At 72.2% G+C, this 20196-nt stretch carries 15 protein-coding genes, 1 tRNA gene and 1 pseudogene; 12 read left to right on the top strand and 5 right to left on the bottom strand.

Annotated features, from left to right (window positions below; all coding sequences use genetic code 11):
• Nucleotides 1–61: 61 nt before the first annotated feature.
• The 4 genes from Y09_RS07615 (at nt 62) to Y09_RS07600 (ending at nt 2390) form a co-directional block, all read left to right on the top strand.
• The gene (locus Y09_RS07615; protein ID WP_010552051.1) at nt 62–346 is read left to right on the top strand and encodes a hypothetical protein; all 285 of its coding nucleotides are present in this window, start codon (nt 62–64) and stop codon (nt 344–346) included.
• A 115-nt stretch (nt 347–461) separates the two neighbouring features.
• Nucleotides 462–701 carry a hypothetical protein gene (locus Y09_RS07610; RefSeq protein WP_053917191.1) on the top strand — a complete coding sequence of 80 codons (240 nt, stop codon included), beginning with the start codon at nt 462–464 and terminating at the stop codon, nt 699–701.
• 42 nt (nt 702–743) lie between these two features.
• The gene (locus Y09_RS07605) at nt 744–2174 is read left to right on the top strand and encodes an amino acid permease (protein WP_053917190.1); all 1431 of its coding nucleotides are present in this window, start codon (nt 744–746) and stop codon (nt 2172–2174) included.
• A 132-nt stretch (nt 2175–2306) separates the two neighbouring features.
• Nucleotides 2307–2390 (top strand) — tRNA-Leu (locus Y09_RS07600).
• A 99-nt stretch (nt 2391–2489) separates the two neighbouring features.
• Here the strand turns inward: Y09_RS07600 and Y09_RS07595 are convergent.
• The 3 genes from Y09_RS07595 to Y09_RS07585 all read right to left on the bottom strand — a co-directional run bounded on the left by Y09_RS07595 (nt 2490) and on the right by Y09_RS07585 (nt 6344).
• Nucleotides 2490–4259, bottom strand: coding sequence for a TIGR03767 family metallophosphoesterase (locus Y09_RS07595; RefSeq protein WP_053917189.1), 1770 nt, complete (start codon nt 4257–4259; stop codon nt 2490–2492).
• A 92-nt stretch (nt 4260–4351) separates the two neighbouring features.
• On the bottom strand, nt 4352–5728 hold the full coding sequence (locus tag Y09_RS07590) for an NAD-dependent succinate-semialdehyde dehydrogenase (protein ID WP_053917188.1): 1377 nt from the start codon (nt 5726–5728) through the stop codon (nt 4352–4354).
• Nucleotides 5729–5792: 64 nt separating this feature from the next.
• Complete coding sequence (locus Y09_RS07585) at nt 5793–6344, bottom strand: NYN domain-containing protein (RefSeq protein ID WP_053917187.1); 552 nt, start codon at nt 6342–6344, stop codon at nt 5793–5795.
• Between the two features lie 651 nt (nt 6345–6995).
• Here Y09_RS07585 and Y09_RS07580 point away from each other — a divergent pair.
• A complete protein-coding gene (locus Y09_RS07580; protein ID WP_053917186.1) occupies nt 6996–8720 on the top strand; it encodes an HNH endonuclease signature motif containing protein in 1725 nt (574 codons plus the stop codon).
• A 1-nt stretch (nt 8721) separates the two neighbouring features.
• On the opposite strand, the gene Y09_RS07575 is transcribed toward Y09_RS07580, so the two are convergent.
• Together Y09_RS07575 and fdhA are read right to left on the bottom strand one after the other, a co-directional pair.
• Entirely contained in the window at nt 8722–12114 is a 3393-nt protein-coding gene (locus Y09_RS07575) for a phosphodiester glycosidase family protein (RefSeq protein ID WP_053917185.1), read from the bottom strand.
• A gap of 146 nt (nt 12115–12260) precedes the next feature.
• Nucleotides 12261–13334, bottom strand: a pseudogene (gene fdhA, locus Y09_RS07570) (formaldehyde dehydrogenase, glutathione-independent); the annotation flags it as partial.
• A gap of 43 nt (nt 13335–13377) precedes the next feature.
• Here fdhA and Y09_RS07565 point away from each other — a divergent pair.
• The 7 genes from Y09_RS07565 to Y09_RS07535 all read left to right on the top strand — a co-directional run bounded on the left by Y09_RS07565 (nt 13378) and on the right by Y09_RS07535 (nt 20017).
• Entirely contained in the window at nt 13378–14799 is a 1422-nt protein-coding gene (locus Y09_RS07565) for a YdiU family protein (RefSeq protein ID WP_053917183.1), read from the top strand.
• 90 nt (nt 14800–14889) lie between these two features.
• Nucleotides 14890–15441: a type 1 glutamine amidotransferase domain-containing protein gene (locus tag Y09_RS07560; protein ID WP_053917182.1), complete on the top strand. Its 552-nt coding sequence runs from the start codon at nt 14890–14892 to the stop codon at nt 15439–15441.
• Between the two features lie 30 nt (nt 15442–15471).
• Nucleotides 15472–15840 (top strand): hypothetical protein, encoded by a 369-nt coding sequence (locus Y09_RS07555; protein WP_010552061.1) that lies wholly within the window; start codon nt 15472–15474, stop codon nt 15838–15840.
• Between the two features lie 273 nt (nt 15841–16113).
• A complete protein-coding gene (locus tag Y09_RS07550) occupies nt 16114–16776 on the top strand; it encodes an alpha/beta hydrolase (RefSeq protein ID WP_053917181.1) in 663 nt (220 codons plus the stop codon).
• A gap of 184 nt (nt 16777–16960) precedes the next feature.
• Nucleotides 16961–18337: a hemolysin family protein gene (locus tag Y09_RS07545; protein WP_053917180.1), complete on the top strand. Its 1377-nt coding sequence runs from the start codon at nt 16961–16963 to the stop codon at nt 18335–18337.
• Nucleotides 18334–19374 carry a hemolysin family protein gene (locus Y09_RS07540; RefSeq protein ID WP_053917179.1) on the top strand — a complete coding sequence of 347 codons (1041 nt, stop codon included), beginning with the start codon at nt 18334–18336 and terminating at the stop codon, nt 19372–19374. The genes Y09_RS07545 and Y09_RS07540 overlap by 4 nt, the downstream gene beginning before the upstream one ends.
• Nucleotides 19375–19396: 22 nt before the next feature.
• Nucleotides 19397–20017: a bifunctional 2-polyprenyl-6-hydroxyphenol methylase/3-demethylubiquinol 3-O-methyltransferase UbiG gene (locus tag Y09_RS07535; protein WP_053917178.1), complete on the top strand. Its 621-nt coding sequence runs from the start codon at nt 19397–19399 to the stop codon at nt 20015–20017.
• The last annotated feature ends 179 nt before the right edge of the window (nt 20018–20196 follow it).

The raw sequence follows: 20196 nt of genomic DNA, 5'->3' as shown, positions 1-20196 counted from the left end.
GCTGCGTTCCCGAGACCTTCGTCGAAGGCTCCTCGGACCGCCTGCCGGATAGGTTGTCGCCATGTTCGGACGCACCAGGCAGCAGCAGACCATGTTCGAGAACCTCCAGGCGCAGAACGCACGGCTCGAGGGCCTCGTCGGCCTGCTCGCCGAGCGGGCCGGCGTCGGCGAGGCGGAGCTCGAGCGGCTCCGCGAGGAGTCGGGCGCTCCGCGCGTGCCGGAGGAGTGCCGTCGGCTCGTCGCGGAGGGGAAGGTCATCGAGGCGATCAAGGTGTACCGCGAGCGCACCGGCGCGAGCCTGAAGGACGCCAAGGACGCGATCGACCGGTTCCGCGGCATCGCCTGAGGGAGCCCGGGGGATCGCCCCCACGACCATCGTCGGACCGTCGCCCGACCATCCCCGCCGCCGGCTCCTCCCATCGCAGGATGTGCCCGTCGCCGGGATCCGGAAGAGTCAGGACATGACGACCTTCCAGAAGCCCACCCGCCCTCCGACCCGCCGCCCCCGCGACCCCCGCCCCCGCGGACCCTCCGCGATGTGGCTCGTCGCCCTCGCCGTGCTCCTGCTCTCGGCCGGCTACGGCCTCACCCTCGTCCCCGAGATCGCCGACATCGGCCTTCTCGTCCTCGTCCCGGCCGGCGTGCTGCTGCTCGTCGGACTGAACGCCACCGTGCGCGACGACCTCGACACCGAGGGCTGACAGGTCCCGACCCCGGCCGCAGGTCGGGGCTACCCTCGACGGGTGACCACCCAGACCCGCTCCTCCGACGAGCGCGCCGACGGGCAGCTCGCCCGCTCGCTCGGCCACGGCCAGATGGCGATGATCGCCATGGGCTCCGCGCTCGGCACCGGCCTGTTCCTCGGCTCCGGCGAGGCGATCGGCATCGCCGGCCCCGCCGTGATCATCTCCTTCGCGCTCGGCGCCATGATCGCTGCGACGATCGCGCTCGCGATGGGCGAGATGGCCTCCCGCCACCCCGTGCGCGGCGGCTTCGGCACCCTCGCCGCCCGCTACCTCTCCCCGTTCTGGGGCTATCTCAGCCGCTGGCTGTACTGGATCGTCACCGTCTGCGTGACCGGCGCGGAGCTGGTCGCCTGCGCCGCCTATCTCGCCTACTGGGTGCCCGCGGTGCCGATCTGGGCCGGGATCCTGCTGTTCGCGGCGCTGATCATCGCGATCAACCTCTCCAGCGTCGGCTCCTTCGGCGTGATCGAGTTCTTCCTGTCCTCGATCAAGGTGATCGCGGTGTTCGTGTTCATCCTGATCGGCGCCGTGCTGGTGCTCTTCGGGATGCCCGGCCAGGAGGCGCCCGGCTTCGTCGAGCTCACGGCCGACGGGGGCTTCGCCCCGATGGGCTGGTCCGCGGTGTGGGTCGCGCTGTCGGTGGTGATGTTCTCCTTCGGGGGCATCGAGCTGCTCTCCATCACCGCCGCGGAGGCGAAGGATCCCGCCCGTTCGATCCGCACCGCCGCCCGCACCACGATCGTGCGCCTGGCCTTCTTCTACGTGCTGTGCATCGGGATCGTGGTGTGCCTGGTGCCGTGGCAGCAGGCCGCCGGCACCGGCGAGGACGTCGCCACCTCACCCTTCGTCATGGTCTTCGACCGGATCGGCATCCCCGGCGCCGCGCACATCACGAACCTGCTGGTGCTGATCGCGGCGCTGTCGGCCGCGAACGCGAACCTCTACGCCGGCAGCCGGATCCTGCACTCCCTCGCCTCCGACGGGCTCGCGCCGCGCTTCGCCGCGCACGTCACGGCCCGGCGCGTCCCCGCCGTCGGCATCGCCCTGAGCTCGATCGGCCTGATCGGTGCGGCGCTGCTGGCCTTCAGCGGCGTGGGCGGGGTGTTCGGCTACATGATGAGCCTCGTGGTGTTCTCGGTGATCATGGTGTGGGCGCTGATCCTTGCGACCTACATCGCCTTCCGCCGACGCGGCGAGCGGGGCGGCACCTTCCGCATGCCGGGCGGCGTGGTCACCGCGGGCGTCGGCCTGGTGGGCCTCGCCGCCGTCTTCGCGACCGTGTTCGTGCGGCCCAGCATGCAGGTTGCCGCGATGGTCGGCATCCCCGCGGTGATCGTCGCGACCGTCCTGTACGTCGTGGTGGGCCGTCGCCGCATCGATCCGGCCGACATCGACTCCGCCTTCGAGGAGGCCGAGTCGATGCGCTGAGCGCCGAGGCGCTGAACGGGCCCGGAGTGGCGTTCGTTACTGTGCAGGATGTCGGCTTGGGCTCAGGGTTCGGCAGGGGTAACCTGAGGGAACCTTCGGCCTCGGCGCCACGAGACCCGGTGCCGGAGATACGCGCAAGTGGCGGAATTGGTAGACGCGCACGGTTCAGGTCCGTGTGCTGGCAACAGCGTGGGGGTTCAAGTCCCCCCTTGCGCACCGCGAGACATCCCCTCTGACCAGCAGGTCAGAGGGGATTCTTCATGCCCGGGTGCTGCGGCGGGCGGCGCGGCCCGCAGCGGCGGGCCGCGCCCCGTCTCAGTGCCCCGGCGCCGCCAGCAGCAGCTCGACGTTGCGGTCCCGGCCCTCGCCCTCCTGCGCCCGCTCGGCGTGGAGGTCGTTGAAGGACAGCTCCCGGTACAGGCTCGCCAGGCGCTCGCCCTGGTACGGGGCCTTCGCCTCGATCAGGGTGCTGAGCAGAGAGAGCGTCCCGTCGCGGTTGTCGACCACCTCGAGCACCCGCGCCTGCTGCGGGAAGTCCACGTGCGAGGCGGTGGTGATCTTCCAGTAGCGGCGCTCGGCGACGTCCTCGCCGTGCAGCGCGATCGTGTTGGTGTGCGTGTGGCCGTTGACCCAGGCGAGCACGTTCGGGAAGCGGCCCAGCAGGTTCTCCACGTCCCAGCCGGCATGGCGCAGTTCCCCGTTGCCCGGCTCGAGCAGGAGGTTGTTCATCGTGTCCGGGGTGTGGTGGCTGAAGACCACGAAGTACGTGTCTTCGGACTGCGTGCGCTGGAGGCGCCCGATCCCGTCGTAGTAGCGGCTGGAGCCCTCCTCGAGGGTCTCCTCGAGCCAGCGGTACTGGGCGTGGCCCAGGGAGCCCTGCGTGAAGCCGGCCCGGTTGGTGGAGTCCAGCGCGATGCCGACCACCCCCGGCGCGATCTCGAAGGTGTAGTAGCCGGTCGACTCCACCGCGTTCTCCTCGGTGAAGCCGTGCCCGGGGGCGCCGACGCGCGGGGTCTGGCCCAGGTGGGCGCGGATGTACTCCTCGGGGGTGAAGGGCTCGCGGCGCTCGTCGGGGGTGACCTCGTACCGGCGCTCGGGGTCGAGGGAGCTGGAGAGCGCCTGGCGCTGCGCCTCGCCGGTGCCGCCGGCCTCCGCGGCGCGCACCTGCGCCTCGAGCTGCCGGTTCGCGGACTCCGAGGCGAAGCCGGTGAACTTCCACGAGCCGGTGTACATCTCCCGCAGGACGTCCCAGTCCGTGGGGAGGGTTCCGCTGATCGAGTCGTCGTGGTTGCCGAAGACGCTGAACCAGGGGATGTCCAGGCCGGGGCTCGTGTGGGTGGTCATGGCGCCCGCGAGCAGCTCGGGCAGCTGCGGGAACCCGGCCTCGGCGTAGCGGTCCTCGACCTCGCCGCCGGGATGCCAGTAGTGGGTCGAGCCGCCCGTCTGCACGCCCTCCCAGGTCCCGTCGGCCCCGGTGTTCGCGGTGATCTCCCCGCCGTTCATGAGGGCGAGGAACCAGTCGAGCTCCACGTGCTCGTGGTTGTCGGTGTTGTCGCCGGTGGTGACCACGCAGTCGAGGTCGCGCCCGGTGTGGGGGCCGCGGCGCAGCTCGTTGACCCGCTCGATGAGGGAGACGGCGCCCTGGGTGGTCAGCGACTCCTGCGGGCGGAAGGCGGAGCCGGTGATGTCGTGGAGGAACTCGAAGCGCATCGGGGACTGCGCGTCGAGCACGTGCAGGTCCGTGAACTGGACGAACGAGGCGAGTGGCACGCGGGTGTCGGCGCGGGAGGCCTGCGGGGCGCGGTCCAGCGCGTCCTCGCGCACCTCGAAGGCGTAGCCGGGGCCGGCGGTGAGGCGGCGGTAGGAGTCGTTCTCCCCGGCCTCGGGCACCGCGACGGCCTCGAGGGTGGTGCCGGTGGGGTCCAGGCCCGCGTCCTCCGCGAAGGCGCGCTGGGCGGGGAGGGCCGAGGCGGCGGTGCCGCCGAGAGCGAGGCCCGCCCCGACCAGGAGGGTGCGTCGGCCGAGGGGAGGGAGGACGAGCGAGGAGTCGTGTCGGCGGGCGGGGGTCCGGGGTGCGTGGAGCATGCGCTCCACCCCAGCACCGACAAGTGACCAGCGGGTGACGACGGGCTGAGCACTTGCCGTCGATCGCCGCGGAACGCGGTCCCCGGCCCTGCTCAGCGCACGGCGGTGCGGCGCAGGCGGACGTTGACGAACTCGCCCATGCCCCAGCGGCCGAGCTCGCGACCGTAGCCGGAGCGCTTCACCCCGCCGAAGGGCAGCCCGGGCAGCGTCGTCCCGTGCTCGTTCACGTACGCCATCCCCACGTCCAGGCGGTCGGCGACCTCCTGCGCCCGGGCCAGGTCCTCGCCCCAGACGGAGCCGCTCAGCCCGAACGACACATCGTTCGCCAGCTCCACGGCGTGATCGACGGACTCCGCACCGTGGACGACCGCCACCGGGCCGAAGATCTCCTCGGAGTAGGCGTCCATGTCGGGGGTGACGCCGGTCAGCACGGCGGGCCGCATGAATGCGCCCTCCCGGTCCAGCGCGTCGCCTCCCGTGTGCAGAGTCGCTCCCTGCTCGACGGCGCGGGCGACCTGCTCGACGACGCCGTCGCGCGCGCCGAGCGAGGAGAGCGGACCGACGTCGACGCCCTCGTCCAGCGGGTCCCCGAGCGTCGCGCCCTCGAACTCCTCGACGATCGCCGCGACGAACTCGTCGAGCCGTGCGCTCGGGACGATCATGCGCTTGGGGGAGTTGCAGGCCTGGCCCGCGTTCGACAGCCGCGCGGTGGCCGCCGCGCGGGCGACCCGTGCGATGTCGGCGTCCTCGAGCACGATCAGCGGGTCCGAGCCGCCCAGCTCCAGCACGGACTTCTTGAGGTGCTCCGCCGCGGTCCGGGCGACGGCGGCTCCTGCTCGCTCGCTGCCGGTGAGGGACACGCCGCGCACGCGCGGATCGGCGATCATCTCGGCGATCTGGTCGTGATCGGCGAAAACGTTCACGTAGGCGTCGTCGGGGACCCCGGCGTCGTGCAGGATCCCGGCCATCACCTCGGCGGAGCCGGCGCAGATCTCCGCGTGCTTGAGGATGATCGTATTGCCGGTCATCAGGTTGGGGGCGACGAAGCGGGCCACCTGGTAGTACGGGAAGTTCCAGGGCATCACGCCGACCAGCGGGCCGATCGGCTCGGTCTGCACGAGCGACTCCTGTGCCCCCTGCGGGTCCAGCAGCTCGTCCTGGAGCAGCTCGGGGCCGTGCGTCGCGTACCACCGGTAGATCGATCCGGCCAGCTCGGCCTCGCCGATCCCCTGCGCCAGGGGCTTGCCCATCTCGATGGCGATCAGTCGTCCCAGCTCCTCCGAGCGGGAGTCGTAGGCGTCAGCGACGCGCTCGAGGATCTCGGCGCGTCGCTCCGGGGGCGTCATGCGCCAGTCCGGGTAGGCGGCGTGCGTCCGGCGGAGCACGTCCTCCACGCCCGCGGAGTCCAGAGCAGGGAACTGCTTGTCGGTTCGTCCCGTGGTCGGGTTGGTCGTGGTGTATCCAGCCATGCCCCCACCCTGGGCGCCCACCCCGCGGTGTGTACAGTCCGACGACCGATCGGTCGTCGGCCAGTCAGAGGATGAACTCCAGCGGGTCGAACTCGTCGATGTCGATGATCCGCACGCGCGGCAGACGGCTCGTGAAGGCGTGCACGTCGTACTCGAGGTCGTGGAACTCGATCCCGGGGATGTCCTGCAGGTCGGTGGCCATGAACTCGCGGAACCCGACCAGCGCGGTGCGCCGGTCCGGCGTCGCCGCGAGGTCCGTCATCTGCGGGACGAAGTCCTTGTCGTGGCTGACCAGCATGACGTCCGCCGGGCGGTCCTGCAGCGCCTCGGCGGTGCGCTGGATCGCGATGTCCACGACCTTGCCCTCGCCGCGCAGCGGGATCGCCTTGTACCCCAGCGCGATCAGGGCCTGCACGAACCCGGAGGGGAGGCTGTCGCCGACGGCGAGGAAGAACAGGCCCCGCACCGGCTGGCGCCAGGCGTGCTCGGCGTGCTGGAGCAGCTTGTTCCAGCGGGGGCGCTCGTCGGGCTGGGGTCGTCGGCCGAGCACCGAGACGCCGAGGGTGGCGTCGATGTTCTCACCGTCCACCAGGAGGTACGTGGTGCGTTCGGTCATGGGGATGACACTACTCGGTGCCGGGCGCGCGGTCGCCGGTGCGGGTGGTGCGTGCGGGGTCCCTCCGCACGCGCCGACGTGCGCCGCACGACGCCGTCTTCATCGGGAGAATCGATTCCGACGACTCCTCCCCAGTCGCGCTTATCCACATTCTTGGGGATGCTGTTGACAATTCACGACGGGCGGGGATGGCAAAGATTCCGGTGTTCACGAGGACTGCCTTGTCCTGCACCTGTCCTCTCCGGTTTCGTCACCGTTCGGGATTCGTTCGGCGCCCGTTCCCGTCGGGCACGTGCTCCCGCCCCCGCAGCACCCCTGCTCGCGCCCGCCCTCCCGCCCTCGGAACACCCTGCTCCCATCCCTGCCCCTGCTCCCACCCCCACAGCGCGATGCTTTGGTCCCTGCCTCCGCTCCCACCTCCGCAGCGCCCTGCCCCCGCCCCCGAGCGACCGTCGCATCCCACGCCGGCCGAGACCTCTCCTCCCCACAGGTGGGTTATCCACAAATTCATCCCCATTGCGCCTGAGCCCTTATGGAATGTCCGTTTCGACGGTATTATGTGAGTTGTCGGGAGTCTTGAAAGAGATTCTCTGTCTCGACAGCGGACGGCACCGAGGCCGTCCCGTCCACGGACCGGGGAAGGGAGGCGTGATGGGTGAACTCGACGAGGGGCCGGAGGCCCCGCTCGAGTCTGCCTGCGAGTCCGAGTCCGACGCCGGCACGGGAACCGGCGCCGGCAGCGTTGCTGACCCGGCGACCGCCGACGAAGCCACCCAGGGCAGCATCGCCACAGCCGGGACACCCGCCGTGACCGACGGCGCGACGCAGTCTCCCGCCCCGCGCTGGAGAGTGCGAGCCCGTCGGCCGCTGGACCGGGAGCAGCTGCTCGCCGAGGTGGAGCCCGGCACGATCGAGGCGTCGCGGGTGCTCGCACTGCATCGCACCATGCAGACGAGGGCGCGGCTCTACGCTCACCAGCTGCGTCAGCTGGCGGTGTTCTTCCGCGAGGACCCCGAGACCGGCGGCATCCCCGAGAACGCGGACATGACCGGCGTGAAGGTCGCCGTGGGCCTGCGCACCTCCGCCGCCCGCGCCTGGTCGATGGTGCTGGACGCGCGCACCTCCGTGGATCTCATGCCGGCGACCTTCGTCCACCTCGCGCGCGGCGACATGCCCGAGGACTTCCACCGCTATCTGCTGCGCCAGGTGCGGAGGCTGGACGATGCGCAGAAGGAGGCCGTGGACCGCCACCTCGCCGGGGTGGAGATCCCCGCGGTCTCCAAGGCCACCTTCGAGGCGCAGGTCCGCCTCGCCGTGCGGCTCGCGACCGCGGGCACCGTCCCCGAGCCGCCGCGAGCCTCCCGCTCCGTCGAGCTGCTCGACGTCGACACGAAGGCCGGCACCGCCTCGCTCTACGTCACCGGCCCGATCCCCGAGATCCAGGGTCTCGTGCACCGGCTCGACGTCGCCGCGCGCACCGTCCAGAAGGCGCAGCGCGCCGCCCTGCGCGACGGCGAGGACGGACCGCTGCCCTTCGACATCGACGGCGACCTCGCCGAGCGGGGCCGCGCCCACTCCCTCGCGACCCTGCGCTACGCGATCCTCACCCACTCCGTGCTGGACATCGACCCGGTCCAGGAGACCCGCAGCCCCTACAAGATCCTCGTCACCGTGCCGGTCACGACGCTGCTGGGACTGGAGAACACCCCCGCGATGCTCGACGGGCTCACGCCGATCCCGGCCGAGCTCGCCCGGGACCTCGCCGCAGGGGAGCCGACCTGGCTGCGGATCCTCACCGACCCGATCATCGGGGCGCCGTGCGAGGCGGTCGCCGAGACCTACCACCCCACCGCCCAGGCGAGGCTCCAGCTGCGGCTGCGCCACCCCCTCTGCGCGGTGCCGGGATGCGAACGGCCCACCCGCCTCGCCGCGGAGGACGACCACATCGTCGAGTACGACCACGACCACCCCGACGAGGGCGGCCCGACCTCGCTCCAGAACCTGCACCGGCTGTGCTGGAGGCACCACCAGCTCAAGACCGCCGGGCTCCTCGACCCCACCCGCAAGCCCGACGACGCACCCGGGCCGGTCACCACCGACTGGGAGATCGACGGCGGAGTCCGCGCCCGCACCGTCGAGCACACCGACCTCGTCACCCCCGTCACCGCAGAGGCCCTCGAGGCCGCGTGGCGGATCCACCAACGCCTCCACGCCGAGGCGGAGAACCGCGCCGCCGCGGAGAAGTCCAGGCCACGACGAGAACGGGTCGACGAGCAGCGTCGCGAGGCGATGGCCATCGCCCACCCCCACCTGCGCAGCCGACTCCGGGCCCCGGATCCCGACGCGATCGCCGCGCTCGGCGACCCGCCGTTCTAGCTCACCGGCCCTCGCCGGCGACCTTCACCGTCATCCGCGCCCTCTCGCCGTTCACCGTGACCGTCACGGTCGCGGCGCCGCGGCGCAGCCCGGTCATCTCGCCGGTGCGCGGATCGACCCGGACGACGTCACGCCGGTCCGGATGCTCGTCGCCCGCTCCGCCGGTCGCGACATGCACCCCGGTGCCGCCCCACTGGGCGGTGACCGGCCACGCGACCGGAACCTCCCGGCCGTCCTGCGTGAGCGTCGCCGAGACCTCCCCGACCTCGCCCACCGCCAGCTGGTCCCGGCCCCCGACCACGAGGGAGTCGACCCGCGGTCGGGTCTCCGCCGCGAGCCAGTCGACCCGATCCTGCGTGGCGGGATTCCGGCCGACCACCCCCGAGGCCGGATCGATGCCCAGCATCGTCCAGCCCGTGAAGCCGCCCGTCGCCGGCGTGCCCGCCGGGGACTTGCCCGAGTTGCCGTTCACCAGCGTGGTCACGCCCTCGACCGCGCCGCCGTGGAACACGCCCGCATGGGCGTTCACCAGCGCGACGGACTTGCCCGTCGTGCGCCGGAACTCGGCGAGCTGCTCCTCGATCGCCCGCGCCTCCCGCTGGTCGGACAGCTGGCTCGACTCGCTCGGCAGCGGATCGTCGGTCGGGTGGTGGAAGAACACGACCGCGCCGGTCAGCGCATCGGACTCCGCCACCTCGCCCAGCTGCTCCTCGAGCATCTCGAGCTGGCCCAGGCCGTCCCCGGCGAGCGTGCCGGGGGCGCTGTTCATCGTGATGACCTTCGTCGCCCCGAGATCCTGCGCGGTCGACGTCGGCCCGAACGCCTCCTCGAAGTTCGCGATGTCCCCGCCCATCACCTCGTGGTTGCCGGGCACGTAGACGTACGGGATGTCGCTCGTCCACTCCTCCTCGAGGATCCGCTGGGCCAGGGCGAAATCCTCCGGCGAGGCCTCGTCGACCAGGTCGCCGTTGATGACCAGCAGGTCCGGGGACGCCTCCCGGATCTCCCGCAGGGTGCGGCGCGCGCCCTCGACGGCGTCCGAGTCCGGGGAGGCGGCGACGAACTGGGCATCGCTCATCACCGCGATCCGCTGCGGACGGTCCGAGACATCGCCGTTCGCCAGCAGCGCCGCGTCATGGATCCGCGGCTCCTCGGCTAGCTCGGCCTGCGGGGTGGTGGTCGCGCGGAGGTTCGCGACGGTGATGTCGCCCGTGTACTGCGCCTCCGGGCGGGTCTCCATGATCCGCAGGCGCTCGACGGTCAGCGGCTGCGGCAGCCCCTCCGGCACCGTGAAGCGCACGCTCTGCCAGCCCTCGCCGTCCAGGTTCTCGCCGTCGAGGTTCGTCACCGTGCCCTCGCCGTCGCGCACCTGCAGCCGGGGCCAGGCACCGCTGCCGTCGGAGAGCACGTCCATCGTCAGCGCCTGCGTCGAGCCGTCCACCGTCACCGGCTCGTCCGCGACCAGGTAGTAGCCGCGGGTCGCCGAGGAGGTGGTGAAGTCGTAGGTCATGCGCACGCCGGGCGTCGGCTCGCCGTCCTCGCCGGCCGGCCCCTCGGCGGCCTCGAAAGAGCCGGTCGCCCGAGCCGCGTCGTCGCTGAAGGCGGAGAGGTCCGAGAAGCCGAGGACCTGCTGCTCCTCGGTGCCGTGGGTGAGGGGGACCGTGGTCGACAGGCCCGCGGCGCGGAGGGTGAGCGTGCCGGTGGCGGACTCGCCGGTCGCGCGCACGCTCCAGCTCCCCAGGCCGTCGTCGGTGACCTCGAAGCCGTCGGAGACCGTGGCCTCGACATCCGCCGTCTCGATCCGGGCGCGACGTCCGTCGGCGTCGTAGCCGGTCAGGGCCACGGTGCGGGAGGTCTCGGCGTCCGGGAGGTTCAGCGAGCGCTCCGAGGCCTGCAGGCCGACGGGCTCGCCGAGCACGCGCAGCTCCTGCCGTGCCTCATGGCCTGCGGCGGTGTAGGTGACGGCGCCGCCGCCGGGACCTGTGCCGCGCACGGCGGCGCCGGCCTGGTCGGACTGCTCGAGCTCCACCGCGCCCTCCGCGGTGAAGGCGCCGTCGGCCATCACCGGGGAGAGGTCGGCGGCGAGACCGGTCGCCTCGAGAGATCGCTGCAGGCCGGGGAACACGGCGTCCTCGCCCTCGAGGGCGAGGGAGGTCTGCACGTCGGCGAGCTCCTCGGCGGGGGCGTCGGAGTAGAACACCAGCGCATTGGGCACCTCGCGCACGACCCCGTCCGACGGGCTGTTCCAGATCGCCTCGCTCTCGCTGCCGGCGGTGCGGGCGGCCAGCGCCGAGGAGCCGCCGCCGTCGAGGTTGACGGCGTTGTGCGCGCCCATGTCCGAGAGGATCTGCCCCAGCTCCGGCAGGGTCATCCCCGTGGACGCGGTGCTGCGGCCGTCCAGGACCAGCACGAACAGCTCGCTGCCGTCCCGGCTGACGCCCACGGCGGTGCGGGGATGGGAGGTCGTGACCAGGGAGTCCTCGCCCATGTCCGGCACCTCGCCGCCCTCGAGGATCTGGTGGCTGCCGGCGATGCCGAGGTCGACGTCCTGGTCGGGGCCGATCTCGATGTCGACCTCGTCGCCCACCTCGAGGTCCGCGACCATGCCGGCGCCGTCCTCGCGGCCCAGCAGCACCTGTCCGTCCTCGGGGATCTCCGGGTCGCCGGCGGTGTCCTGCACGTCGGTGACCTGGGTGACCGTGCCGTCGACGACGGTCGCCAGCGCGATCTCCTCGGCCATCGCGTCGGGCGCGCCGACGGGCCGGTCCAGCGTGTAGTCGCCCCACGCCGGGGTGTACACCCCGATCCCGTCCTCGGGCAGGGAGGGGTTGTTGATCCCCTCGAGCTCGCGGACGGCGCCGTCGGCCGTGGTGAGCTCGCCGGAGGCGGAGAGGGCCTGGATCGCGGCCTTCCCGTCGGCGAGCGTGAGGGCGGGCATGGCCTGGGAGGTGCCCATGCGCACGCCGTCGGAACTCATCGAGGTGCGCAGCGGCGCATCGGAGTGGTTGATGTCGAAGAAGGTGCCGTTCACCGCGGCGACGGCGCGGTCACCGCGCTCGCCGGCGTGCATCACGTCGGTCAGCGGGGAGCGGCCCGTGACGGTGCCGTCGTCGGTGACGTCGACCGAGAGGGTCGACTCCGTGAGGTCGGCGGTGAGGACGCTGCCCTCCTTCCAGCCGCCCTCCTCGAGGCGGGAGAAGGTGGTGAGGTCCAGGCCCGGCGCGACGCGGTAGTCCTGCGAGTCGCGCAGCACCCCGCCCTCGGCGAGCTGCGCGTCGGTGACCTCCGCCGCGGCGGGGGCGGCAGGGAGCGCGGGGAGGAGGAGGGCGAAGGCCGCGAGGAGCGCGAGCCAGCGGGTCTGCGTGAGGACGGGGGTGCGGGGCGCGGAGGGCATCGAGGATCCTGCTCGCTGGAGGGGAGGGCCTCGAGCACCGTATGTGACCTGGGAGACACCTGGGTGGTGTCGGGGTGAACGTCGGGTGACCTGACATCGGTGTGAGGGCTGGTCGCCCTCACACCGATGTCAGGCGTCGTGCCGGGTCAGACGGCCTGGACCTTACCGGTCACGCCGTGCGGGTCGATGACGTACTTCTTGGCGACGCCGGAGTCGAACTCGGCGTAGCCCTTCGGGGCGTCGTCCAGCGAGATCGCGGTGGCGTTGACGGCGTCGGCGATCTGGACACGGTCGTGGAGGATCGCCTCCATGAGCTGGCGGTGGTAGCGCATCACCGGGCACTGGCCGGTGGTGAAGCTGAGCGCCTTCGCCCAGCCGAGCCCGAGTCGCATCGAGAGCGAGCCGACCTTCGCGTTCTCGTCGACGCCGCCCGGATCACCCGTGACGTACAGGCCCGGGATGCCGAGCGCACCGCCCGCGCGGGTGATGTCCATGAGCGTGTTCAGCACGGTCGCGGGAGCCTCCTTCGCGTCCTTGCCGTGCCCGCGGGCCTCGAAGCCCACGGCGTCCACGCCCGCGTCGACCTCCTCGCGGCCGAGGATCCGGGCGATGCCCTCGCGCGGGTCCTCCTTCGAGACGTCGATCGTCTCGCAGTCGAACGTCGCGGCGTTCGCGAGGCGGTCCGCGTTCATGTCGGCCATGATCACGACCGACGCGCCGAGCAGCTGCGCGCCCACGGCGGCGGCGGTGCCGACGGGGCCTGCGCCCGCGATGTACACGGACTTCCCCGGCCCGACGCCCGCGGAGACCGCGCCGTGGAAGCCGGTGGGGAAGATGTCCGAGAGCATGGTCAGGTCCAGGATCTTCTCCATGGCCTGGTCCTTGTCCGGGAACTTCAGCAGGTTCCAGTCGGCATAGGGGACCACGACGTACTCGGCCTGGCCGCCCACCCAGCCGCCCATGTCGACATAGCCGTAGGCGCTGCCGGGACGGTCCGGGTTCACGTTCAGACAGATCTCGGTGCGGCCCGTCTTGCACATCTCGCAGCGGCCGCGAGAGATGTTGAAGGGGACCGAGACCAGGTCGCCTTCCTTGATGAACTCCACGCCCGGCCCGGTCTCGACGACCTCGCCGGTGATCTCGTGGCCGAGCACGAGGCCCTCGGGGGCGGTGGTGCGGCCGCGGACCATGTGCTGGTCCGAGCCGCAGATGTTGGTGGTGGGTAAGGCCCGACGGCGTAGCCTGGAGGGGAAGAGGTGAGCCGTGCCCGAGATCCATCAGACCTATGCCGCCGAGCTGCCCGAGCTCTCGACGCCGTGGCGGGCCGACGTTCCGCCGCGTCCGGAGCTCGTCTGGCTCGACGAGGAGCTGGCGCGCGAGCTGGGGCTGGATCCCGAGTGGCTGCGGGGCGAGGACGGGATGGCGCTGCTGACCGGGCAGATCGAGGGCACCGTCGCGCAGGCCTACGCCGGTCACCAGTTCGGCACCGCGAATCCGCAGCTGGGAGACGGGCGGGCGGTGCTGCTGGGGGAGATCGTCGACGCCCGGGGCAGAAGACGGGACCTGCACCTGAAGGGGGCGGGCAGGACGCCCTTCGCGCGGGGCGGGGACGGGAAGGCGCCGCTCGGGCCGATGCTGCGCGAGGCCGTGATCGGGCGCTGGCTGCACGCCTGCGGCGTCCCCACCACGCGCGCCCTCGCCGTGCTCACCACCGGGGAGAGGATCGCGCCGCGCCAGGGCGTCACCGACGAGCCCGGCGCGCTGCTGGTGCGGGTCGCCGCGAGCCACCTGCGGGTGGGGACCGTCGAGTACTCCTCCTGGCACCTGGGGCCCGAGGTGACGGGGCGGCTCGTCGACCACGCGATCGTCCGGCACCACCCGTCGGCCGACGGGCCGCTGGGACTGCTGCAGGCCGTGTCCGAGGCGCAGGCGGACCTGGTGGCGCAGTGGATGCTGCTCGGCTTCGTGCACGGGGTGATGAACACCGACAACATGGCGCTGTCCGGCGAGGGCATCGACTACGGGCCCTGCGCCGTGCTGGACGTGCACCGCCGCGGCGCCGTGTTCAGCTCGATCGACCGCGGCGGCCGCTACGCCTACGGCAACCAGCCCGGCATCGCGCTGTGGAACCTCTCCCGCTTCGCCGAGGCGCTGCTGCCGCTGATCGATGAGGAGCCGAATGCTGCGGTGACCAGGGCGACGGCGGTCCTCGAGGGGTTCGAGAGCAGGTATCTCGACGCGTACGCCGACGGGCTCGCGGCGAAGCTCGGCGTCTGCGGGGAGCGGGGCGAGGTGCGGGAGCTCGGGGAGGAGCTGTTCACCCTGCTCGAGGAGCAGCGGGTGGACCACACGGGGTTCTTCCAGGAGCTCGGCGGGGGCACGGCGGCGGGGCTGTTCGCGGAGCCGGCACCGTTCGAGGACTGGTCGCGGCGCTGGGAAACGCTGCGGGGCGACGGGGACTCGGCCGACGAGGCCCGTGCGGCGATGCGCCGCGCGAACCCCCTGTACGTCCCCCGCAACGTCCATCTCGAGGCGGCGCTGCGGGCCGCGCACCTGGGGGACATGGCACCGGTGCTGAGGTTGCTCGACGCCGTGGGGTCGCCCTTCGAGCGGCGGGAGGGGCTCGAGGATCTCGAGGTGCCGGGCGACGGGGGCGATGCCTTCATGACCTTCTGCGGCACCTGAGGGGCACCCCCGAACGGTCGGTCGAGCGGGAGGGCGCGGCCCGCTCCGCGGTGCTAGCGTCGCAGGTGTCACCGACGGAAGGAGAGCCCCATGGCTGCCCTGAACGATCGACGCATCCTGGTCCTGACCACCAACTTCGGCACCGAGTCCGATGAGCTGACGAAGCCGATCGCCGCGCTGCGTGAGGCGGGAGCGACCGTGACGGTCGCGGCGACGGAGCCCGGTGTCGTCAAGACCCTCGCGGGCGACAGGGACCCCGGCCCCGAGGTCCCCGTGGACACCACCTACGAGCAGGTCAGGGCCGTCGACTTCGACGCCCTCGTGATCCCGGGCGGCACGCTCAACGCCGACCAGCTGCGCACCGACGAGGCCGCCCAGCAGCTCGTGCGGGCCTTCGGCGCCGACGGCAAGGTCGTCGCCGCGATCTGCCACGCTCCCTGGATGCTGGTCGAGACCGGGTTCGCCGCCGACCGCGACCTGACCTCCGTCCCCGCCATCCGCACCGACCTCGTCAACGCGGGTGCCCGCTGGGCGGACCGGGAGGTGGTCATCGACGACGAGGCCGGGTTCCGCCTCATCACCGCCCGCACACCCGATGATCTCGACGCCTTCAACGCGGCGATCATCGACGCCCTGAGCTGACCGCCCGAGCACCCTCCGGAGGAGAGACACATGACCGAGAGCTTCGACCCCGAGAGCACGACCCAGGGCGAGGACGGGCCGCTGGGAGAGGACCAGTGGCAGGACGTGGACCAGGTCCAGGGGCAGGATCCGGCGCCGGACTCCGACGAGGTCAGCATCGACGACACCCTGGAGTTCGATCGCGCCGCCGCCGAGGGCCCCGAGGAGCGCCTCGTGGACGCCCACGGCATCGACACGGACATGGCGCGTGGCGCCGACGGCGCGACCGCCGCCGAGCAGGGCAACCGCGACGAGGACCGCATGGAGGCCGACGTCGACGACGAGCAGCTCGCCGAGATCGTCCGCGAGGACGGGGGGCTGGACGAGATCCTCCCCGAGCAGGAACCGCCCCTGCCCTGACCTGCGGCGACGCCGGCCCCGTTTAATCCGTTGCTCGCGGGTGACGACGGGCCTACGGTGTGAGCACACAGGGAAGGAGGTGATCCGAGAAGTGATTTCTTATCGGACATGTGAGGTGGCTCGCCGCTGAGGCGACCGTTCATCCGGACGCGCAGCGAATACCACCGAGCTGCCGGGACCCCCAGGGGTCGGACCTCGTCCTTCCGACCAGCGCACCGCGCGACCTGGGGGTTCTTCCCTGCCCCGACGCCTGCGGGTCGATACCCTCGTGCCATGACGACTTCGCCCCAGTACGGCTCAGTGGAGCTGATCTCCCCGCACCTCGACGAGAGCGCCGTGGTGCGCGGCGGCGCGCAGGATGCCCCGATCGTGCTGCTGATGCACGGGCTCGGCAGCGATGAGCGCGACCTCGCGGGCCTCGTGCCCTTCCTCCCGCCCGTCTTCGAGTACGTCTCCGTGCGCGGGATCTTCCGGTACGTACAGGGCTATGCCTGGTTCGACATGCCCGTGGACCCGGGCCGGCCCGAGGCGATCGAGGCCTCCTCCGCGGCCGTGGAGGAGTGGATCGCCGCGCAGGACCGCCCCGTCGTCGGCGCGATCGGGTTCTCCCAGGGCGGCGCCGTCGCCCTCCAGCTGCTGCGCCGCGATCCGCATGCGCTCGGGTTCGTCGTGAACCTCTCCGGCTTCCCGTTCCCCGCTGCGACGCAGGGCGATGCCGCGCTCGCGGAGGTGCGTCCGCCCGCGCTGTGGGGCCACGGCGGGATGGACCCCCTCTACGACTCCGAGCGGGAGCAGGCGGTGCGCGAATTCATGAGCGCGCACACGGCGCTCGAGGAGGAGCGTCGCCCGCAGCTCGGGCACGCGGTCGACGAGGTCGAGCTGCGGGCCGTCGCCGCCTTCCTGCAGCGTCGGGCCGTCGACGCGGACGGGCGCTGAGCGCTCGCCCGCATTCCGTCCCGCCGTCCTGGGGGCGGGCTGTAGCATTCCTGCATTCCCCGCCGAGAGACGGCGGGGTTCCCTAGGAGCACCAGGAGATCATGAGCGCCGCCAGCGACGCCCCCAGTGACAGTCCCAGGCCTTCGGGCCTGCACTCATTCACTTCCCACGGGGGGATCCGTCCATGGATCTGATCGGGCCCCTCGTCTCGCTGGCGATCGGGCTCCTGCTCGTGCTGGCCTGCGGCGCCTTCGTCGCCGCGGAGTTCTCCCTGATCACGGTCAACCGCAATGACGTGGAGGCCGCCGCCGAGAGCGGCGACAAGCGCGCCGGCGGTGTCCTGCGGGGCATGAAGACCCTCTCCACGCAGCTCTCCGGAGCGCAGCTGGGGATCACGGTCACCAACCTCGGCATCGGCTTCCTCGCCGAGCCCGCGATCGCGGCCCTCGTCGGCCCGCCGCTCGTGGACGCCGGGCTCAGCGAGGTCGCGGCCCGCTCCGCGTCGGTCGCCCTCGCCCTGGTCCTCGCCACCGGCATGACCATGATCTTCGGCGAGCTGGTCCCCAAGAACATGGCGATCGCGCAGCCCCTGCGCACCGCGAAGCTGGTCGTCGGCTTCCAGCGCCTGTTCAGCACGATCTTCGGCCTCCCGATCCGCCTGTTCAACGGCAACGCGAACGCGGTCGTGCGGGCGCTCGGCGTCGAGCCGCAGGAGGAGCTGAGCTCCGCCCGCAGCGCCGACGAGCTGTCCGTCCTGGTCAAGCGCTCGGCCGACGAGGGCGCCCTCGCCGAGGAGACCGCCTCGCTGGTGCAGCGCACCCTCGCCTTCGGCGACCGGCGCGCGCACGACGCGATGGTGCCCCGCGGCCGGGTCGACTCCCTGGAGGTCGACCAGACCGTCGCCGACCTGCTGGAGCTCGCCCGCGAGACCGGGCACTCCCGCTTCCCCGTGCAGGACGACGAGAACGAGATCGCGGGCGTCGCGCACATCCGCCACGGCCTCGCCGTCCCCTTCGTCGAGCGGCCCACCACGAGGGTGGACGCCGTGATGGGGCCGGCGACGTTCGTGCCCGACACGGTGCCGCTGGACGACCTGATGGACACCCTCCGCGCCGGTGGCCTGCAGATGGCCGTCGTCGTCGACGAGTTCGGCGACCACGCCGGCCTCATCACCCTCGAGGATCTCGTCGAGGAGATCGTCGGCGAGGTCCGCGACGAGCACGACGAGGAGAGGGACGACACCCCCGAGCCCGACGGCTCCTGGGATCTCGATGCGCGCATGCGCCCCGACGAGGCGACCGAGCGGCTCGGCGTCACCGTGCCCGAGCACGAGGACTACGACACCCTCGGCGGCCTGGTCACGATGGAGCTCGGCCGTCTGGCCGAGGTCGGCGACGAGGTCGTCGTGGACACCGACCCGGCGCCCGGCGAGGAGCCGGCGCGCCTGCGGATCGTCGTCGTCGAGATCGACGGGATGCGGATCGAGACCGTGCATGTGATCGTCGAGGCGGCGCCCGACGAGACGGATGTGCGGGCCGAGGACGAGGAGGTGGCCCGATGAGCGACTACGTCGGCCTGCTGGCCACCCTGGTCCTGCTGCTCCTGAACGCCTTCTTCGTCGGCGCGGAGTTCGCGCTGATCTCCGCGAGGCGCTCCGTCATCGAGCCGAAGGCGCTCGAGGGGAACTGGGCCGCGAAGGTCACGATCTCCGCGATGGAGCAGGTCTCCCTCATGATGGCTGGCGCCCAGATGGGCATCACCGTCTGCTCCCTCGCGCTCGGCGCGATCAGCGAGCCCGCGATCGCGCACCTGCTCGAGGGCCCCTTCGAGGCGATCGGCGTGCCGGGTGCGCTCACCCACCCGATCAGCTTCGTGATCGCGCTGTCCCTGGTCACCTACCTCCACGTCGTCTTCGGCGAGATGGTGCCCAAGAACATCGCGCTCGCCGGCCCCGAGCGGATGGCGCTGATCCTGGCGCCGGTGCTGATGGGCATCGTCACCGTGCTGCGGCCGCTGCTGTGGCTGCTGAACTCCATCGGCAACCTCGTGCTGCGGATGATGGGCATCGAGCCGAAGGACGAGGTCACCAGCGCCTTCACCCGCAACGAGGTCGCGGCGATGGTGAGCGAGTCGCGCGAGGGCGGGCTGCTCGAGGACAACGACGAGGCGCTGCTGCTGGGTGCCCTGCGCTTCGAGGCCCGCTCGGTCGCGAACCTGGTCATCCCGCTCGAGAAGGTCTCGACCCTGCCCGAGGGCGCCACCGCCGCACAGGCGGAGGCCGCGGCCGTCGAGGGCTACTCCCGCTTCCCCGTGAAGGCGGCCGACGGGCGCCTGACCGGCTACGTCCACATCAAGGACCTGCTCGACGCCGTTCAGGCCACGCGCGACGAGCCGATCCCCGCGGAGCGGATCCGGGCGCTGCCCCGGATCGGCGGCGACCAGCCGCTGCGCGACACGCTCGCCGAGATGCAGGGCTCCGGCGCGCACCTCGGCGCCGCGACCGGTCCCGGCGGCGAGGTGATCGGCGTGGTCACCCTCGAGGACATGCTCGAGGAGCTCGTGGGCCAGATCCGGGACGACTCGCGCGCGTACGCCTGAGGACGGGCCCGACAATGGGGTCATGACGACCTCTGGCATCGGCCCTGACGAGAACCTGTGGACGGCCGCGGTGCGGCGCAACCCTGAGCATGCGGCCGGCTACGCCGCACGCTGGAAGCGCCTCGCCGCGGCCGGACAGGACCTGGACGGCGAGGCGCGGCTGATCGACGCCATGGCGCGGCGCGGCTCGCGGATCCTCGATGCCGGGTGCGGCACGGGGCGGGTCGGCGGGCGACTGGCGCGAGCCGGGCATGAGGTCGTCGGCGTCGACCTCGATCCGCACCTGATCGAGGTGGCGCGCGCCGAGCAGCCGGACGGGCGCTGGGAGGTGGGGAACCTCGCGGAGCTCGACCTGGTCGATGGCGAGGGGGAGCGCGAGCAGTTCGATCTCGAGGTGTGTGCGGGCAACGTGCTGACCTTCCTCGCGGGGGCGGAGCGCCGGCCGGCGCTCACGGCGCTGGCCGCGCATCTCGCGCCGGAGGGTCGCCTGGTGGTCGGGTTCGGGCTCGACCGCGGCTACGCGATCGAGGACTTCATGGCCGACGCCGCCGCGGCCGGGCTCGAGCTCGCCCAGCGCTTCTCCACCTGGGACCTCCGCCCCGCCGCGGACGACTTCCTGGTGGGGGTGCTCGAGAGGGTCTGACCACCGGGGACGGTCGTGCACGATCACGCTCGAGTGCGCGCTCACCTCGGCGATCTCGCGCAGCGAGGAGGTGAGCCGCGCCACCTTCGTGGTCGGGCGCACGCGGCGACGGCGCTCGCGGTTACGGTGGCCCCAGCACACCGACGTGTCCCCGGCCCCGGCCGGGCCCACCGCAAGGG

Source organism: Brachybacterium sp. SW0106-09 (assembly GCF_001293905.1).
GTDB lineage: Bacteria > Actinomycetota > Actinomycetes > Actinomycetales > Dermabacteraceae > Brachybacterium > Brachybacterium conglomeratum.
Note: the sequence above shows the minus strand (reverse complement) of the source record. Positions and strands in the feature narration are given on the sequence as shown.

Bases quoted from the DNA above. Each gene is read 5' to 3' on its own strand.
- Y09_RS07615 (WP_010552051.1), top strand. From the start codon at position 62: ATGTTCGGACGCACCAGGCAGCAGCAGACCATGTTCGAGAACCTCCAG.
- Y09_RS07535 (WP_053917178.1), top strand. From the start codon at position 19,397: ATGACGACCTCTGGCATCGGCCCTGACGAGAACCTGTGGACGGCCGCG.
- Y09_RS07550 (WP_053917181.1), top strand. From the start codon at position 16,114: ATGACGACTTCGCCCCAGTACGGCTCAGTGGAGCTGATCTCCCCGCAC.
- Y09_RS07560 (WP_053917182.1), top strand. From the start codon at position 14,890: ATGGCTGCCCTGAACGATCGACGCATCCTGGTCCTGACCACCAACTTC.
- Y09_RS07545 (WP_053917180.1), top strand. From the start codon at position 16,961: ATGGATCTGATCGGGCCCCTCGTCTCGCTGGCGATCGGGCTCCTGCTC.
- Y09_RS07590 (WP_053917188.1), bottom strand. From the start codon at position 5,728: ATGGCTGGATACACCACGACCAACCCGACCACGGGACGAACCGACAAG.
- Y09_RS07610 (WP_053917191.1), top strand. From the start codon at position 462: ATGACGACCTTCCAGAAGCCCACCCGCCCTCCGACCCGCCGCCCCCGC.
- Y09_RS07540 (WP_053917179.1), top strand. From the start codon at position 18,334: ATGAGCGACTACGTCGGCCTGCTGGCCACCCTGGTCCTGCTGCTCCTG.
- Y09_RS07575 (WP_053917185.1), bottom strand. From the start codon at position 12,114: ATGCCCTCCGCGCCCCGCACCCCCGTCCTCACGCAGACCCGCTGGCTC.
- Y09_RS07580 (WP_053917186.1), top strand. From the start codon at position 6,996: ATGGGTGAACTCGACGAGGGGCCGGAGGCCCCGCTCGAGTCTGCCTGC.
- Y09_RS07595 (WP_053917189.1), bottom strand. From the start codon at position 4,259: ATGCTCCACGCACCCCGGACCCCCGCCCGCCGACACGACTCCTCGCTC.
- Y09_RS07585 (WP_053917187.1), bottom strand. From the start codon at position 6,344: ATGACCGAACGCACCACGTACCTCCTGGTGGACGGTGAGAACATCGAC.
- Y09_RS07555 (WP_010552061.1), top strand. From the start codon at position 15,472: ATGACCGAGAGCTTCGACCCCGAGAGCACGACCCAGGGCGAGGACGGG.